Below are 15,932 nucleotides of genomic sequence, written 5' to 3'. Positions count from 1 at the left end.
TCCACCGGGCGCGTACGACACCCGCCGCCCCACCGGGGGAACAGGGGTACGGTCCGCCGGTCAGGCGTCCGCGTCCGGCGGCGCCTGGACGCCCGCGTCGACGCGGGCGAGCGCCTCGTCCACGTCCTGCGACACCGGCACGGTGATGCTGACGCCCGTGAGGTCCAGTATTCGCCGCACCGCGGGCGCCGGGGAGATGATGTGCACGCTGCCGGGCAGGCCACGGGTCTCCTGGTAGACGCGCAGGATGATGTTCATGCCGGAGGAGTCCATGAAGGGCACGTCCGACAGGTCCAGGAGGAAGTGCCGCCGGCCGTGGTGCAGCTGGTTGGCCAGATGGTGCTGGAACTCGGTCGCCGTGTCGACGTCCAGGTAGCCCTCCACCTTGAGCAGCGCGACATCCTCCCGGGGCAGCGTCACCTCGACGGACAGCGGGTTCTGGGCAATGGGCACGTGATCCTCCAACAAAGCTGACGGCCAGGGCTGGATCCCCATCCCTGTGCGCGACGTCGAGGCCCGCGGACCTGTCTCACCGCGCGAAGCGCCTACCCGTGATCCGGAACCGCACACCTGCCTCTTTCGGGACGGCCCCGCGGCCCGCCGTCAGGCCACCCGGATGCCCACCAGGCACGTGTCGTCGTCGGTGTCCGAGCGGCTGTACGTCAGCAGCCGGTCCAGGTGCTGGTCCAGGCCGGCCGGCGTCGCCCGGGCGGTGCTCAGCAGCTGGTCCAGGGACTCCTCCACGGAGCGGTCGCGGCGCTCGATCAGCCCGTCGGTGTACATCAGCAGCGTGTCCTCGGGGGCCAGCTGCACCTCGTCCTCCTCGTACGGCGTCTCGGCCACCGCGCCGAGCAGCAGGCCCCGCACCAGCGGCAGCGGCGCGGCCTCCGCGCCCCGCACCAGGACCGGCGGCAGATGGCCCGCCCTCGCCCAGCGCAGGGTGCGCCGCTCCGGGTCGTACAGGCCGCACACCGCCGTCGCGGTCACCCCGCCGGTCAGATGGTGCGCCACCATGTTCAGCCAGGACAGCAGCTGCCCGGGCCCGGCGCCGGTCACCGCGAGGCCGCGCAGCGCGTTGCGCAGCACCACCATGCTGGTCGCGGCCTCGATGCCGTGCCCCGCCACGTCGCCCACGCACAGCAGCACCCGCCCGCCCGGCAGCCGGACCACGTCGTACCAGTCGCCGCCGACCAGCTGCTCGGTCTCGGCCGGCCGGTAGCGCACCGCCACCTGGAGGTCCGGCGTGCTCAGCGGGGTGTGCGAGGGCGGCATGATGGCGTGCTGGAGCTGGAGGGTGAGCCGGTTGCGCTCGATGGCCTGCTGCTCGCTCTGCGCCAGCCGATCCCGGGTGGCGGCCAGCGCCACCTCCGTCCAGTGCTGCGCGGAGATGTCCTGGTAGGCACCGCGTACGAGGAGCAGCCGGCCGTCGGTGTCGAGCACCGGCTCGGCCACCACCCGCACGTGCCGGGTCACCCCGTCGGGCCGCTGGAGGCGGAAGGCCGCCGACGCCGGGCGCCGGTGGTGCAGCAGGGTGCGCCGGAAGCGGCCGATGACGACCGCGTCGTCCGGGTGGGCGTGCGCCGCCAGCTCCTCCAGCGGCACCGGGGTGCTGGTGCGCGGGCGGCCGTAGAGGTCGAAGAGCTGGCCGTTCCAGGTGATCTCCGCGGTGAGCAGGTTCTCCTCGAAGCCGCCGATCCGGCCGAGCCGCTGGGCGTGCTGGAGGAGGCTGGCGAGGCGGGCCGTCTCGTCCTCGATGCGCCAGATGAGCAGCACCGCGTTGCCGTGCCGGCTGACGCTGATGTCCGCGGTCGCCGACAGCGGCACCTGGTCGACCAGGGCGGTGAGGTTCATCCGCCGGGCCCGGAACGGCTCCCCGGTGGCGTAGACCCGCTCCACGCTGCGGAACAGCTCGCTGTCCCCGGCGGCCATCGGATAGGCCTCCAGGAGCAGCGCGCCGCCGACGACGGCCCGCGGCCGGCCCGCCGGGTCGAGGAAGCGCTTGTTGACGTGCTGGATGCGGAAGTCCGCGAGGTTCCCGGCCGCGTCCAGGTGCGGGACCAGGACCAGCGCCGGGTCGTACAGCCCGTCGGCCAGGTCCATCAGCTCCGCCGCGTCCGGCAGCACGCGCGGCTCCTGCCCGTTGCCGGGCGCCGGGGTGTGCGTCTCCAGGGTGTGCGCGCACAGCTCGGCCAGCGCCTCCACCTGGCGCACCACCGCGCGCGGCTGCGGCGCCAGCGGCTCGGGCCAGGCGATCTCCAGCACGCCGTGGATCCGGCCGCCGGTCCCGGCGGGCACCGCGACCCGGCCGCCCTCGGGGTACTGGTGCCGGCCGAGGCTCGGCAGCCCGGTCTCGGCGAGGGAGGTGATCCACCGCCCCGTCCGCTCGGTCAGCCCCACACGGGCCACCGTCGCCACGTCCGGCGGCACGTACCGCCAGCGGGCCGCCTCGGCGGGGGAGAAGCCGGCGCTGCCCGCCAGGGTGAGGGACCCGTCCGGGGCGACCGCCCAGACGGCCACGGCGACCGCGCCGATCGGGCGCAGCGCCTGTTCGAGAAGGGCGTCGGCGGCGGCCTGGGCGTCGTCGGCCGCCAGCGCGCCGCTCTCCGCCGCCCGCAGCCGCACCGCGGCCGACCCGCCCCGCGTCTCGCCGCCCTCCGGACCGCCCGCCTCCTGCGCGGCGGCGGTGGCCGCGAGGAAGGCGTCCGTGATCTCCGACATCCGGTCGCGGGCGGCCTGGTTGATGACGTCCACGGCGAACTCCAGGAGCGTCGCCCGCGACTGCTCCGCCAGTTCGGTCAGCTGCCGGGCCGCCTCGGCCGGGCCGCAGCCGAGCCGCGCCACCAGGACGCCCTTGGCCAGCTCGATCAGGGCCCGCCCCTCGGCCTCGGCCTGGGCGGCCCGCACCTCGCTGCTGAGCCGGTCCACCGTGGCCGCCAGCCGGCCCACGGGCGACAGCGGCAGCCCGCCGCCGGCCGGCTGTTCGTCCATGCTCACCTTCACCATGCTCCTCGGTCACACAGGTCGCGGCCGTCGGGGGCAGCCGTGCTCATGCGGGCAGCCAGCGGCGGACGCAGGCGATGAGGTCCTGGGTGTCGACCGGCTTGGTCACATAGTCGCTGGCGCCCGAGGCGAGGGACTTCTCCCGGTCGCCGGGCATCGCCTTCGCCGTGACCGCGATGATCGGCAGCTCGGCGTACCCGGGCATCCGGCGGATCTCCGCCGTCGCCGTGTAGCCGTCCATCTCCGGCATCATCACGTCCATCAGCACCAGCGCCACCTCCGGGTGGTCCACCAGCGTCTCGATGCCCCGGCGGCCGTTCTCCGCGTGCAGCACCCGGAAGCCGTGCAGCTCCAGGATGCCGCTGAGCGCGAAGAGGTTGCGGGCGTCGTCGTCCACGACCAGGACCGTGCGGCCCGAGGACGCGTGGTCCACCGGGAGCGGCGGCGCGAGGCGCAGCGGCTCCTCGGGGCGCACCAGCGGCAGCACGTCGCCGGGCTCCTCGGCGGCCAGGTGCAGCGCGATCCGCTCGCGCAGCTCGTCCAGACTGGACAGGAACTCCAGCGTGCCGCCCTTGGCGCCGGCCCGCAGGCTCTCCTCCAGGACCGTGTCCGCGCGGTGCCCGCTGTGCACCAGCACCGGCACGCTGGCCAGCGCGGAATCGCCGGCCAGCGCGTCGAGGAAGCGGGAAGCCTCGCCGTCCGGCATGCCCAGCTCAAGGACCACGCAGTGGCACGGCTCGGCGGCCAGGGCGCCGGCCGCCTCCTGCGCCTCCACCGCCGTGATCACGTCGAGCGGGGGCCGGGCGCCGGCGTCGTCGCGGCCGTGCGAGAGGTCGGCGACCACGCTCTCCGCGACCAGGGTCAGCAGGCCCCGCGGGCGCTCCTCCACCACCAGCAGGCGGCGCGGACGCTGCCGGTGCCCGCCGGCCGGCTCGGGCGCAGGCAGCGGGCGGCTGAGCACGTCGGCGGCCAGTTCGACGGGGGCGTGCCGCTCCAGACCCCGGCCGAGCAGCTCCTCGAAGTCGGGCCGGGCCACCGGCAGGTACAGCGTGAAGGTGCTGCCCCGGTCCGGGAGGCTGTCCACCGTGACGGCGCCGCCGAGCAGCTGGGCGATCTCCCGGGTGATGGACAGGCCGAGCCCGGTGCCGCCGTACTTGCGGCTGGTGGTGCCGTCCGCCTGCTGGAAGGCGCCGAAGATCGACTCCAGGTTCTGCTCCGAGATGCCGATGCCGGTGTCCTTGACCCGGAAGGCCACCACCGCGCCGCCCCGCACCACGCCGCCGGGCACCTCGTCGTCCGAGGCCGGCTCGACGGCCAGCTCCACGCCGCCGCGCTCGGTGAACTTCACCGCGTTGGAGAGCAGGTTGCGCAGCACCTGGCGCAGCCGGGAGTCGTCGGTGAGCAGGTCGGCCGGCGCGCCGGTGGTGGTGCGCACCGTGAACTCCAGGCCCTTCTGCGTGGTCATCGGCCGGAAGGTGGCCTCGACGTACTCGATGAGCTGGCGCAGCGTCACCCGCTCCGGGGAGACGTCCATCTTCCCGGCCTCGACCTTGGACAGGTCCAGGATGTCGTTGATCAGCTGGAGCAGGTCCGAGCCGGCGGAGTGGATGATGCCCGCGTACTCCACCTGCTTGGGGGTGAGGTTGCGGGAGGGGTTCTGGGCGAGCAGCTGGGCCAGGATGAGCAGGCTGTTGAGCGGGGTGCGCAGCTCGTGGCTCATGTTGGCCAGGAACTCCGACTTGTACTTCGACGCCAGCGAGAGCTGCTGGGCGCGGGCCTCCAGTTCCTGGCGGGCCTGCTCGATCTGGAGGTTCTTCGCCTCGATGTCCCGGTTCTGCGTGGCGAGCAGCGACGCCTTGTCGCCCAGCTCGGCGTTGGAGCGCTGCAGCTCCTCCTGCTGGACCTGGAGCTCCTCGGAGCGGGCCTGCAGCTCGGCGGTGAGCCGCTGCGACTCCACGAGCAGCTCGTCGGTGCGGGCGTTGGCGACGATGGTGTTGACGTTGACGCCGATGGTCTCCATCAGCTGGGCGAGGAAGTCCCGGTGGATCTGGGTGAACGGCACGACCGAGGCCAGCTCGATCACGCCGAGCACCTGGCCCTCGACCACCATCGGCACCAGCACCAGCGCGGTCGGCTCCACCCGGCCGAGCCCGGAGGAGATCGTCACGTACCCGGGCGGCAGCTCGTCCACGACGATGGTGCGCCGGCTGCGGGCGGCCTGCCCGACCAGGGTGCGGCCGAAGGCGATCCGGGTCGGCCGGGAGGCGTCGTCCGGGTAGCCGTAGGAGCCGACCAGGCGCAGCTCCGGGCCCTGCTCGCCCTCCTCGGCGAGGTAGAAGGCGCCGTACTGGGCGGAGACCAGCGGCACCAGCTCGTCCATGATCAGCTCGGCGACGACCGGGAGGTCCCGGTGCCCCTGCATCAAGCCGGAGATCTTGGCGAGGTTGGTCTTGAGCCAGTCCTGCTCCTGGTTGGCCCGGGTGGTCTCGCGCAGGGACTGCACCATCGCGTTGATGTTGTCCTTCAGCTCGGCGACCTCGCCGGACGCCTCCACGTTGATGGAGCGGGTCAGGTCGCCCTCGGCGACGGCGCTGGTGACCTCCGCGATCGCGCGGACCTGGCGGGTGAGGTTCCCGGCCAGCTCGTTGACGTTCTCGGTGAGCCGCTTCCAGGTGCCGGAGACGCCCTCCACCTCGGCCTGGCCGCCGAGCCGCCCCTCGGTGCCGACCTCGCGGGCGACGCGGGTGACCTCGTCGGCGAAGGCCGAGAGCTGGTCGACCATCGTGTTGATGGTCGTCTTGAGTTCGAGGATCTCGCCGCGCGCGTCGACGTCGATCTTCTTCGACAGGTCGCCCCGGGCCACCGCGGTCGTCACCAGCGCGATGTTGCGCACCTGGCCGGTGAGGTTGTTGGCCATCGAGTTGACGTTGTCGGTGAGGTCCTTCCAGGTGCCGGCCACGTTCGGCACGTGCGCCTGGCCGCCGAGGCGCCCCTCGGTGCCGACCTCGCGGGCGACGCGGGTGACCTCGTCGGCGAAGGCCGAGAGGGTGTCGACCATCGTGTTGATGACCTCGGCGAGCGCGGCCACCTCGCCCTTGGCCTCCACGGTGATCCGCTGCGACAGGTCGCCCCGGGCCACCGCGGTGGCCACCTGGGCGATGGAGCGGACCTGGCCGGTGAGGTTGTTGGCCATGGAGTTGACGTTGTCGGTGAGGTCCTTCCAGGTGCCCGACACGCCCCGCACCTGGGCGCGCCCGCCGAGGTTGCCCTCGGTGCCGACCTCGCGGGCGACGCGGGTGACCTCGTCGGCGAAGGCGGAGAGCTGGTCGACCATCGTGTTGATGGTGTTCTTCAGCTCCAGGATCTCGCCGCGCGCGTCCACGGTGATCTTCTGGGAGAGGTCGCCCCTGGCCACCGCGGTGGCCACCTGGGCGATGTCGCGGACCTGGGTGGTCAGGTTGCCCGCCATGGCGTTGACCGAGTCGGTCAGGTCGGCCCAGGTGCCCGACACCCCGGGGACCTTGGCCTGGCCGCCGAGGGTGCCCTCGGTGCCGACCTCCCGGGCCACCCGGGTGACCTCGGAGGTGAACACCGACAGCTGGTCGACCATGCCGTTGAAGACCTTGGCGATGTCGCCCATCAGGCCGTCCGCGTCGTCCGGCAGGCGCCGGCCGAAGTCCCCGTCCCGCACGGCGGTCAGGCCCGCGAGGAGGCGCCGCAGCTCCTGATCTGCCGGAACCGCGTCGACGGTCCCGGTGGTGTCGCTGGTCATGCGCATCCTCGTTCCATTCGGGCATTTCCGCATGTCACGGAGACGCTCGATGAGAAAATACGTCAGAGGCTAACCCAGGCGGCCGGTGGGGACAAAGAGCCGTCGGCGGTGGTGGGCCGCCGGTACGGACCGGGCCGAATGCCGCGCGCCGGGCCGGGTATCCGCTGCTGTGGAGCCGGTCCGGCCCAGGGCGTGCGACCGGCCCGAGAAGTCGCCGGTGACACGGGAGGAAGGGCACGATGCCGATGGAGAGCATCTGGGCATACACGGTGGACAGCGGGCTCGCGGCGGGAGCGGACCTGACGGGCTGCACCGTCGCCGCGAGCGACGGCACCATCGGCCAGGTGGACCGCCAGGCCGAGCACTTCGGCATGCCGCACCTCGTCGTCGACACCGGCGTCTGGGTGTTCGGCCGCAGTGTGCTGATCCCGGTCGGCATGGTGCACGCCGTCGACCTCACGGCCCGCACGGTCACGGTCGCCTGCACCCGGAGCGAGGTCAAGGCCGCCCCCCGGTTCCGCACCGACAGCGAGACCATGGACCGCGCGTACCTGGCCGCCGTCGGTGACTACTACCACCGGCTGCCGCCGCGGGAGACCTCCGCGAGCTGACCCGGTGCCGGACGACTGCACCGCGGAAACCCAGGGAATCCAGGGAAACCACAGACATGGAACCAACCGACGGGATCACCACGGCCGCCTCGGAGACCGCCGCGCCCCCTGCGGCGCCGGGCCGGGTGCACAGCGCGGCGGCGGCCCGCGCGCACACCGAGTCAGTGGTCCGCGACAGCTGGGACGGTCCCGGCCGCAGGGCCCGCGACGAGGACGTCGTCGACCTGCTCCTGGTCGTCTCCGAGCTGGTCACCAACGCCATCCGGCACGGTGAGGGACTGGCCGGTTTCGAGGCCCAAGCCGTCCCCGAGGGCATACGGATCGCGGTCCACGACCACAGCGAGGTGCTGCCCCGCAGCGGGGCCGCCTTCCCCACCCGGCACCACGGCAGCGGGTACGGCTGGCCGCTCGTGGTCCGGCTGGCCCGGGAGGTCGCCGTCGGCCTCAGGCCCGGCGGGGGCAAGACGATCAGCGCGCTGGTGCCGCTGCGCGCGGCGGAGGCCGGCTGAACCCCCGCCGGCCGACCCTTCCGCGGGGCGTCACCAGGGCAGGAAGACGTGGATGTCCTTGCCCCGCTCGCCCGCCACCACGCTCACCTGGTCAGACAGGGTGTGGATGAGATGCCACCCGATGCCGCCGCCGCCCTGGCTGGGATGGAAGGGGCGCGGCGCGGGCTCGACCGTGCTGGTGTCGTGCATCACCACGTGCACGCCGTCGAAGGTGCGGCGCAGCCGCAGCTGGAAGGGGCCCGGTGCGTACTGCACGGCGTTGGCCGCCAGCTCGGTGACCACGAGGAGGATGTCGTCCCAGTGCTCGGGCGCCGAGGGCGTCGCCACCCGCGCGAGGTCGCAGAGGAAGTCCTCCGCCACCAGGCGCGCACCGGTCACGTTGTGCAGCTCCCCGGTGAAGCTGGCGGTGCGGTTCGTGATCTCCTCGGAAGTCAGTGTCCTGTCCCAACGCGGCTCGGCTGCCATGTCGCCTTCCCGGCCCGGCCGGTGCCGGGCGTCGACGTCCTCTCCTTGCCTTTCCTCCACAGGTGGGTTCCCGTGCCGGCCGAGCCTACGCGCCCCGGAATGCGGGCCGTGGGCCGGAATACCGGGGAAACGGCCGGGCACACGATGGACACAACACATCAGGGAGCGCTCCGCAAGGGGGCGTCCGTGTCGACAACCTCACATGGAGAGTCTGATGACCAGTTACGGCAGTTCCTCGGCCGCGTCGTCCAGGTCGCGCACGAACGGTCTGGCCATCGCGAGTCTGTGCTGCGGTATCCCCGGCCTGCTCATCCTGCCCATCATCCTGGGTCCGCTCGCGATCATCTTCGGCGCCGTGGGCCTGCGCCAGTCCGGCGCCAAGGGTGGTGGGGGGATGGCCAAGGCGGGCATCATCCTCGGCATCGCCGATCTGGTCCTGATGGGCATCCTGATCGCCGTCAGCGCCTCCGGTGGCGGCTTCACCTGGTCCGTGGGCGGCTGACCCGCGGCACGGCACGGACCGACGCGAAGGGCGCCCCGGCGAAACGCCGGGGCGCCCTTCGCGCGCGAACGCCGGTCAGGTGGCCAGGGTGCGGCGCACGCACTCCGCGACCACGTCCCGCAGACTGCCGGTGCGCTCGAACAGCTCGCGCTGGATCCGGGCGCCGTTGCCGTCCCGCAGCAGCGCGGCCACACTCTCGCGCACCCGGTCGAGATCGCCGCTCGCGGCGAGTGCCTCGCCGAGATGATCGAGGAGGGCCTCCACCACGGCCGTCGCCGGCATCCGCCGCAGCGTCGCCGGGTGCAGCAGCTCCTCGGTCAGCCCCGACCGGGCGGCCCGCCAGGCGGCCAGGCGCAGCAAACTGACACTGGGCGCGGCCGGCTCGACGCCGTCCCGCCACTCACGGGCCGCGGTGTCCACCAGGGCGCGGGCCAGGGCGGCGAGCAGGGCGGCCGTCCGGGCGTCCAGACACACGTCGGCGACCCGGAACTCCACCGTCGGATACCGCCGGGAGAGCCGGACGTCGAAGTAGATCATCCCCTCGTCGAGGATGGTGCCGGTGGCGACCATGTCGGCGACCCGCCGGTGGTAGCACTCCGCCGAGCCGAACAGCTCCGTCGGCCCGGCCGACGGCCAGCGGCTCCACACGCGGCTGCGGTAGCTGCTGTAGGCGGAGTCCTGGCCCTGCCAGAACGGCGAGTTCGCGCTGAGCGCGGTGAGCACCGGCAGCCAGGGCCGCACCCGGTCGATCACCGCGACGCCCTCCTCGTCGGAGTCCACCGACACGTGGACGTGGCAGCCCATCACCAGCTGCTCCTGGACCACCACGCCGTACTGCTCTTCCATCCAGCGGTAGCGGCGGTTCATGGTGACGGCGGGCGCGACCCGCAGCGGCGAGGTGGCGAGCGCGGCGACGGCGCAGCCGATGGAGTCGGCGTGCCCGGCGGCCTCCTTGCGGCAGCGCGCGATCTCCTCGTGCAACCGGTTCATGTCCGACTGCGGATGCGTGGCGAACTCCAGCATCTGCTCGTGCAGTTCCTTCTCGAAGACGTCGCCCTCGGCGTCGTCCCGGGCGGCCCGGGCGAGCACGGCGGCGGACTGCGCCCGCGGCTCGCCGGTCACGGGGTCCACCAGGAGGAGTTCCTCCTCCACTCCGACGGTGCGCACCTGGTGCCGCCCTTCCTGTGAGTCCGCTCGCGGCGACGACCTGACACGCGGTCGTCGGTGCCCGGATGCCCCGCTGAGGGCTCCCGGACACCTGGCCGCCGCCGCGGCGGCGGCCGGACGGCGACTCACGAACGGCGGCTCACAGACCGGACGGCATCAGCCACACCGTGGCCAGCGGCGGCAGCGTGATCCGCACACAGCCGTCCTCCGGCTTCACCGGATCCGGGTTGCGCACGTCCCCGCCGCCGTACCGCGCGGCGTCCGTGTTGAGGACCTCCTGCCAGGCGACCACGTCGTCCGGCACGGCGAGCCGGTAGTCGTGCCGGACCACGGGGGACATGTTGGACACCGCGAGCAGCGGCGTGCCCTCCGCGTCCAGGCGCAGGAAACCGAAGACGTTGTCCTCGGCCGCGTCCACGGACACCCACCGGAAGCCCGCCGGGTCCGTGTCGCGCTGCCACAGCGCCGGGGTGCGCCGATAGCGGTCGTTGAGGTCGCGCACCAGGTCCTGGACGCCCCGGTGGTCACCCGCCGAGTGGTAGCCCTCGTCAAGGAGCCACCACTCAGGGCCCTGCTTCTCCGACCACTCGGCGCCCTGCGCGAACTCCTGGCCCATGAAGAGGAGCTGCTTGCCGGGGTGGGCCCACATGTAGGCGAGGTAGGCGCGGACGTTGGCGCGCCGCTGCCACCAGTCGCCCGGCATCTTCGACACCAGCGCCTGCTTGCCGTGCACGACCTCGTCGTGGGAGATCGGCAGCACGTAGTTCTCGCTGTACGCGTACACCATCGAGAACGTCATCTCGTGGTGGTGGTACTTGCGGTGCACCGGCTCGTGGGCGACGTACTCCAGCGAGTCGTGCATCCAGCCCATGTTCCACTTCAGGCCGAAGCCCAGGCCCCCGGTGTCGGTGGGCCGGGTCACCCCGCCCCACGCGGTGGACTCCTCGGCGATGGTCACCACGCCGGGGCAGCGCCGGTAGACGGTGGCGTTCATCTCCTGGAGGAAGGCCATGGCCGCCAGGTCCTCCCGGCCGCCGTGGGCGTTCGGCTCCCACCCGCCGTCCTCGCGCGAGTAGTCCAGGTAGAGCATCGAGGCGACCGCGTCGACGCGCAGGCCGTCGATGTGGAACTCCTCGCACCAGTACACCGCGTTGGCGACCAGGAAGTTGCGCACCTCGGTGCGCGCGAAGTCGAAGGTGTACGTGCCCCAGTCCGGGTGCTCCGCGCGCCGGGAGTCGCCGGGCTCGTACAGCGGCTCCCCGTCGAACCGGCCCAGCGCCCAGTCGTCCTTCGGGAAGTGGGCCGGCACCCAGTCCATGATCACGCCGATCCCGGCCCGGTGCAGCGCGTCGACCAGGTACTTGAAGTCGTCCGGCGAGCCCAGGCGCGCGGTCGGCGCGTAGAAGCCGGTGACCTGGTAGCCCCAGGACGGCCCGTAGGGGTGCTCGGCGACCGGCATCAGCTCCACGTGGGTGAAGCCCAGGTCGGTCACGTAGGCCGGCAGCACGTCGGCCAGCTCGCGGTAGGTGAGGCCCGGGCGCCAGGACGGCAGGTGGACCTCGTAGACCGAGAACGGCGCCTCGTGCACGGGGGTGTCGCCGCGGGTGCGCATCCACTCGGCGTCGTCCCACGTGTAGTGCGAGGCCGTCACGACGGACGCCGTGTTCGGCGGCTCCTCCGCCGCGCGGGCCATCGGGTCGGCCTTCAGGAAGCGGTGGCCGTGGCGGGAGTGGATCTCGAACTTGTACCGGGCGCCCTCGCCGATGCCCGGCAGGAACAGCTCCCACACCCCGGACGAGCCCAGGGAGCGCATCGGGAACGCGGTGCCGTCCCAGTGGGTGAAGTCCCCGGCCACCCGCACGCCCTGCGCGTTCGGCGCCCAGACGGTGAAGCGGGTGCCGGCCACGCCCTCGTGCTCCATGGGGTGCGCGCCGAGCGCCTGCCACAGCTCCTCGTGCCGGCCCTCGCCGATCAGGTGCAGGTCGAGCTCGCCCAGCGCGGGCAGGAAGCGGTACGGGTCGTCCGTGACGTGCTCGCCCTGCTCGTAGGCCACGGCCAGGGTGTAGGCGGGGATCTCCGTCAGCGGCAGGACGGCGGAGAAGAGGCCGTCGCCCTCCGAGACCAGGGCGTGCCGCTCGCCGCCGGTGACCACGCTCACCTCGCGCGCGAAGGGGCGCAGCGCCCGGAAGGCGACACCGCCTGGCACGGGGTGGGCGCCGAGCAGCGCGTGCGGGTCGTGGTGGGCGCCCGCCAGGAGACGGCCGCGATCGTGCGGGTCCAGCGGCGGGGCGGTGCCGGCCGGCGCGGTGACCGCGGGGGCGGGCCCCGACGGCTCCGGGAGCGACGTGTCGCGCAGGGCCACCATGTCAGTCTCCTCTCACGGCGAGTCGTTCGATCGCCGCCATGGGTACGGGAAGCCAGTCGGGGCGGTGCCGGGCCTCGTACAGCACCTCGTACACCGCGCGGTCCGTCTCGTAGGCGCGCAGCAGGCCGTGCTTCTTGCGCGGGTCCCAGCCGGCCCGCGCGGCGTACCCGGCGCAGAACGCCTCCCGGCAGCGGCGGGCCCACTCCGGGCGCCACGGGCGGCGCTGCCGGGCGGCGTAGTCGAAGGAGCGCAGCATGCCCGCGATGTCCCGCACGGGGGAGTGGGCACTGCGCCGTTCGGCGAGCGGACGGGACGGCTCGCCCTCGAAGTCGATGACGAACCAGTCCCGGCCGGCCCGCAGCACCTGACCCAGGTGCAGGTCGCCGTGGATGCGCTGGGCGGGCGGCCCCGAGTCGCAGGTCGCCAGGGCCGCGAAGGCGGAGCGCAGGCCGGGCACGAACGGCTGGAGCGCCGGCACGTGGTGCGCGGCGGTGGTCAGCCGCTCGGTCATCGCGCTCGCCGTACGGTCGTTCTCGCCGGCGGGACCGGTCGGGAAGGCCGAGGCCAGGGCGAGGTGCACGTCGGCGGTGGCCCGGCCCAGCTCGTGCGCCTCGGCGGTGAAGTCGTCCGCCGCGGCGAGCGCGTTCTGCGCCAGGGTCCAGCCGTCGGAGGCACCGGGCAGGAAGGGCTGGAGCACCCCGAGGGTCGCCTCGTACGGGCTCGTCGTGCGCAGCCACGCCACCGGCGCCGGCACCCGGCCGCAGCCCTGCCGGGCCAGCGCGTCCGGCACCTCCAGGTCGGGGTTGACGCCCGGCTGGACCCGGCGGAACAGCTTCAGGATGAACTCGTCGCCGTAGACCAGGGACGAGTTGGACTGCTCGGCGTCGAGCAGCCGCGGCGCGAGCCCGGCGGGCACCGGCCGGGACGGGTCGCACTCGAAGCGCAGCGGGCCCGCCTTGCCCGGAGTGCGCAGCCGTTCCAGGAGCAGCTGCGCGGTGCGCGGGTCGTGCAGCGCGTCGTAGACCGTCCGCCCGGCCAGCGGGCCGTCCTGCACCTGTCCGATGAGCGCCCGGCCGAGCCGCGACGAGTGCTGCTCGCGCACGCCGAGCAGCAACTGGTAGCAGTCGCCGGCCTGCGGGGCGCCGCCGGGGGCGGACGCCGGACCGTCCCCGGTGTGCACCAGCAGGTGCAGACAGCCAGGGAACAGCTCGGTCAGGGACAGCAGGCCGAGTTCGGCCACGGGCCGGTCCTTGCCCGCGAACCAGCGCTGCCGCGGCAGCCACTCCCGCAGCAGCTCGCCGAGCGACGCCATCGGCTCGGCGAGCCGTCCGCGTCTGGTGCGCAGGGATGCGGTCTTCGGCATGGTGACGCGTCCTTTCCTCGGCCCGACGTCACACGCGGCGGCCGATGCGGGATGCGACTCGGGTGAGCCGGAACCAGTAGAAGCCGTGGCCTCCGAGAGTCAGCAGATACGGCAGCTCGCCGATGGCGGGGAAGCGCACCCCGCCGAACAGCTCCACCGGGTGGCGCCCCGCGAACTCGCGCAGGTCCAGCTCGGTGGGCTGCGCGAACCGCGCGAAGTTGTTCACGCAGAGCACCAGGTCGTCCTCGTACTCGCGGAGGAAGGCGAGGACGGCGGGATTCGAGGAGGGCAGCTCGGTGAAGGTGCCCAGGCCGAAGGCGGGGTTCTGCTTGCGGATCTCGATCATCCGGCGGGTCCAGTGCAGCAGCGAGGACGGCGAGGCCATGGACGCCTCGACGTTGGTCACCTGGTAGCCGTAGACCGGGTCCATGATCGTCGGGAGGTAGAGCCGCCCGGGGTCACCGGTCGAGAAGCCGGCGTTGCGGTCGGGGGTCCACTGCATCGGGGTGCGCACCGCGTCGCGGTCGCCGAGCCAGATGTTGTCGCCCATGCCGATCTCGTCGCCGTAGTAGAGGATCGGCGAGCCAGGCAGCGAGAGCAGCAGGGCGGTGAACAGCTCGGTCTGGCTGCGGTCGTTGTCGAGCAGGGGCGCGAGGCGGCGGCGGATGCCGATGTTGGCCCGCATGCGGGGGTCCTTGGCGTACTCCGCCCACATGTAGTCGCGTTCCTCGTCGGTGACCATCTCCAGGGTCAGCTCGTCGTGGTTGCGCAGGAAGATGCCCCACTGGCAGTTGGACGGGATGGCCGGGGTCTTGGCGAGGATCTCGGAGACCGGGTAGCGCGACTCCCGGCGCACGGCCATGAAGATGCGGGGCATCACCGGGAAGTGGAACGCCATGTGGCACTCGTCGCCACCGCTCGGGTAGTCCCCGAAGTAGTCGACCACGTCCTCCGGCCACTGGTTCGCCTCGGCCAGCAGCACCGTGTCCGGGTACTGCGCGTCGATCTCCCGGCGCACCCGCTTCAGGAACTCGTGGCTGGCCGGCAGGTTCTCGCAGTTGGTGCCCTCCTCGGCGTACAGGTAGGGCACGGCGTCGAGGCGGTAGCCGTCGATGCCGAGGTCCAGCCAGAAGCGCAGGGCCGCCAGGATCTCCTCCTGCACGGCCGGGTTCTCGTAGTTGAGGTCCGGCTGGTGGGAGAAGAAGCGGTGCCAGTAGTACTGCCCCCGGACCGGGTCGTGGGTCCAGTTGGACGCCTCGGTGTCCACGAAGATGATCCGGGCGTCCTGGTACTGCTTGTCGTCGTCGGCCCAGACGTAGTAGTCGCCGTACGGGCCGTCGGGGTTCTTGCGCGACTCCTGGAACCACGGGTGCTCGTCGCTGGTGTGGTTCATGACGAAGTCGATGATGACGCGCATGCCGCGCTGGTGGGCGGCGTCGACGAACTCCACGAAGTCGGCGAGGTCGCCGAACTCGGGCAGCACGGCGGTGTAGTCGGAGACGTCGTAGCCGCCGTCGCGCAGCGGCGAATTGAAGAACGGGGGCAGCCAGAGGCAGTCCACGCCCAGCCATTGCAGGTAGTCCAGCTTGGCGGTGAGGCCCTTGAGGTCGCCGACGCCGTCGCCGTTGCTGTCCTGGAAGGAGCGGACGAGGACCTCGTAGAAGACGGCTCGTTTGAACCAGTCGGGGTCGCGGTCCTTGGCCGGGGTGTCCTCGAAGGTGTCCGGCACTGGCTCGTTGACGGTCATGGCGCTGCCGGCCCTCCGTTCGGCGACCCGGCGGCGGACGGCCGCCGGACGTGGAAGACGTGCGCGGGCGCCCGGCCGGGCTCCAGCCGCACGTAGTTCGCCCTGCCCCAGTGGTAACCCTCACCCGTGAGTTCGTCGCACACCGGCACCGAGTCGTGCCAGTCGAGCCCGAGTTGCGGCATGTCGAGCGAGATCGTGGCCTCCTGGGTGTGATGGGGATCGAGGTTGGCGACCACCAGCACCACGTCGGAGCCCGTGCGCTTGCTGTAGGCGATGACCGCGTCGTTGTCGGTCGTGTGGAAGCGGAGGTTGCGCAGCCGGTGCAGCGCGGGGTGGTCCCGCCGGATGGTGTTGAGGCGGGTGATCAGGGGGGCGATGGTGCGGCCCTCGCGGGTGGCGGCGTCCCAGTCGCGGGGTTTGAGCTGGTACTT

Annotated in this window: 12 protein-coding genes; 3 read left to right on the top strand and 9 right to left on the bottom strand. The window is 72.7% G+C overall.

The genetic code is table 11. The features are described 5' to 3' along the window. Positions 1–60: 60 nt before the first annotated feature. The 3 genes from ACGFZL_RS25665 to ACGFZL_RS25655 form a co-directional block, all read right to left on the bottom strand. A complete protein-coding gene (locus ACGFZL_RS25665) occupies positions 61–453 on the bottom strand; it encodes an STAS domain-containing protein (RefSeq protein WP_355175633.1) in 393 nt (130 codons plus the stop codon). A 150-nt stretch (positions 454–603) separates the two neighbouring features. Beyond that, positions 604–3,003, bottom strand: coding sequence for a SpoIIE family protein phosphatase (locus tag ACGFZL_RS25660; protein WP_393695100.1), 2,400 nt, complete (start codon positions 3,001–3,003; stop codon positions 604–606). A gap of 43 nt (positions 3,004–3,046) precedes the next feature. Next, positions 3,047–6,772 carry a HAMP domain-containing protein gene (locus tag ACGFZL_RS25655; RefSeq protein ID WP_393695098.1) on the bottom strand — a complete coding sequence of 1,242 codons (3,726 nt, stop codon included), beginning with the start codon at positions 6,770–6,772 and terminating at the stop codon, positions 3,047–3,049. 239 nt (positions 6,773–7,011) lie between these two features. On the opposite strand from ACGFZL_RS25655, the gene ACGFZL_RS25650 reads away from it, so the two are divergent. Further along, entirely contained in the window at positions 7,012–7,383 is a 372-nt protein-coding gene (locus ACGFZL_RS25650) for a PRC-barrel domain containing protein (protein ID WP_393695096.1), read from the top strand. A 56-nt stretch (positions 7,384–7,439) separates the two neighbouring features. Further along, complete coding sequence (locus ACGFZL_RS25645; protein ID WP_393695094.1) at positions 7,440–7,892, top strand: ATP-binding protein; 453 nt, start codon at positions 7,440–7,442, stop codon at positions 7,890–7,892. A gap of 30 nt (positions 7,893–7,922) precedes the next feature. On the opposite strand, the gene ACGFZL_RS25640 is transcribed toward ACGFZL_RS25645, so the two are convergent. Then, complete coding sequence (locus ACGFZL_RS25640) at positions 7,923–8,357, bottom strand: ATP-binding protein (protein ID WP_393695092.1); 435 nt, start codon at positions 8,355–8,357, stop codon at positions 7,923–7,925. A 214-nt stretch (positions 8,358–8,571) separates the two neighbouring features. Between ACGFZL_RS25640 and ACGFZL_RS25635 the strand changes: the two genes are divergently transcribed. Continuing rightward, positions 8,572–8,859, top strand: coding sequence for a DUF4190 domain-containing protein (locus ACGFZL_RS25635; protein WP_393695090.1), 288 nt, complete (start codon positions 8,572–8,574; stop codon positions 8,857–8,859). Between the two features lie 75 nt (positions 8,860–8,934). Here ACGFZL_RS25635 and ACGFZL_RS25630 read toward each other — a convergent pair whose 3' ends face one another. The 5 genes from ACGFZL_RS25630 to ACGFZL_RS25610 all read right to left on the bottom strand — a co-directional run. Beyond that, positions 8,935–10,026 carry a glutamate--cysteine ligase gene (locus ACGFZL_RS25630; RefSeq protein WP_393695088.1) on the bottom strand — a complete coding sequence of 364 codons (1,092 nt, stop codon included), beginning with the start codon at positions 10,024–10,026 and terminating at the stop codon, positions 8,935–8,937. A 139-nt stretch (positions 10,027–10,165) separates the two neighbouring features. Further along, the gene (gene glgB / locus ACGFZL_RS25625) at positions 10,166–12,388 is read right to left on the bottom strand and encodes a 1,4-alpha-glucan branching protein GlgB (protein ID WP_393695383.1); all 2,223 of its coding nucleotides are present in this window, start codon (positions 12,386–12,388) and stop codon (positions 10,166–10,168) included. Between the two features lie 4 nt (positions 12,389–12,392). Beyond that, complete coding sequence (locus tag ACGFZL_RS25620; RefSeq protein ID WP_393695086.1) at positions 12,393–13,754, bottom strand: maltokinase N-terminal cap-like domain-containing protein; 1,362 nt, start codon at positions 13,752–13,754, stop codon at positions 12,393–12,395. Between the two features lie 28 nt (positions 13,755–13,782). After that, on the bottom strand, positions 13,783–15,501 hold the full coding sequence (gene treS / locus ACGFZL_RS25615; RefSeq protein WP_393695084.1) for a maltose alpha-D-glucosyltransferase: 1,719 nt from the start codon (positions 15,499–15,501) through the stop codon (positions 13,783–13,785). Continuing rightward, the coding region (locus tag ACGFZL_RS25610) for a DUF3459 domain-containing protein (RefSeq protein WP_355175624.1) at positions 15,498–15,932 on the bottom strand (435 nt) is incomplete at its 5' end. The genes ACGFZL_RS25610 and treS, both read right to left, overlap by 4 nt.

It is taken from the genome of Streptomyces sp. NPDC048182 (assembly GCF_043202555.1).
GTDB lineage: Bacteria > Actinomycetota > Actinomycetes > Streptomycetales > Streptomycetaceae > Streptomyces.
Note: the sequence above shows the minus strand (reverse complement) of the source record. Positions and strands in the feature narration are given on the sequence as shown.

What these genes read in the sequence shown, in the direction of transcription:
- ACGFZL_RS25660 (WP_393695100.1), bottom strand. Translation starts at nt 3,003, where the DNA reads ATGGTGAAGGTGAGCATGGACGAACAGCCGGCCGGCGGCGGGCTGCCG.
- ACGFZL_RS25655 (WP_393695098.1), bottom strand. Translation starts at nt 6,772, where the DNA reads ATGACCAGCGACACCACCGGGACCGTCGACGCGGTTCCGGCAGATCAG.
- ACGFZL_RS25650 (WP_393695096.1), top strand. Translation starts at nt 7,012, where the DNA reads ATGCCGATGGAGAGCATCTGGGCATACACGGTGGACAGCGGGCTCGCG.
- ACGFZL_RS25645 (WP_393695094.1), top strand. Translation starts at nt 7,440, where the DNA reads ATGGAACCAACCGACGGGATCACCACGGCCGCCTCGGAGACCGCCGCG.
- ACGFZL_RS25640 (WP_393695092.1), bottom strand. Translation starts at nt 8,357, where the DNA reads ATGGCAGCCGAGCCGCGTTGGGACAGGACACTGACTTCCGAGGAGATC.
- ACGFZL_RS25635 (WP_393695090.1), top strand. Translation starts at nt 8,572, where the DNA reads ATGACCAGTTACGGCAGTTCCTCGGCCGCGTCGTCCAGGTCGCGCACG.
- ACGFZL_RS25620 (WP_393695086.1), bottom strand. Translation starts at nt 13,754, where the DNA reads ATGCCGAAGACCGCATCCCTGCGCACCAGACGCGGACGGCTCGCCGAG.
- treS (WP_393695084.1), bottom strand. Translation starts at nt 15,501, where the DNA reads ATGACCGTCAACGAGCCAGTGCCGGACACCTTCGAGGACACCCCGGCC.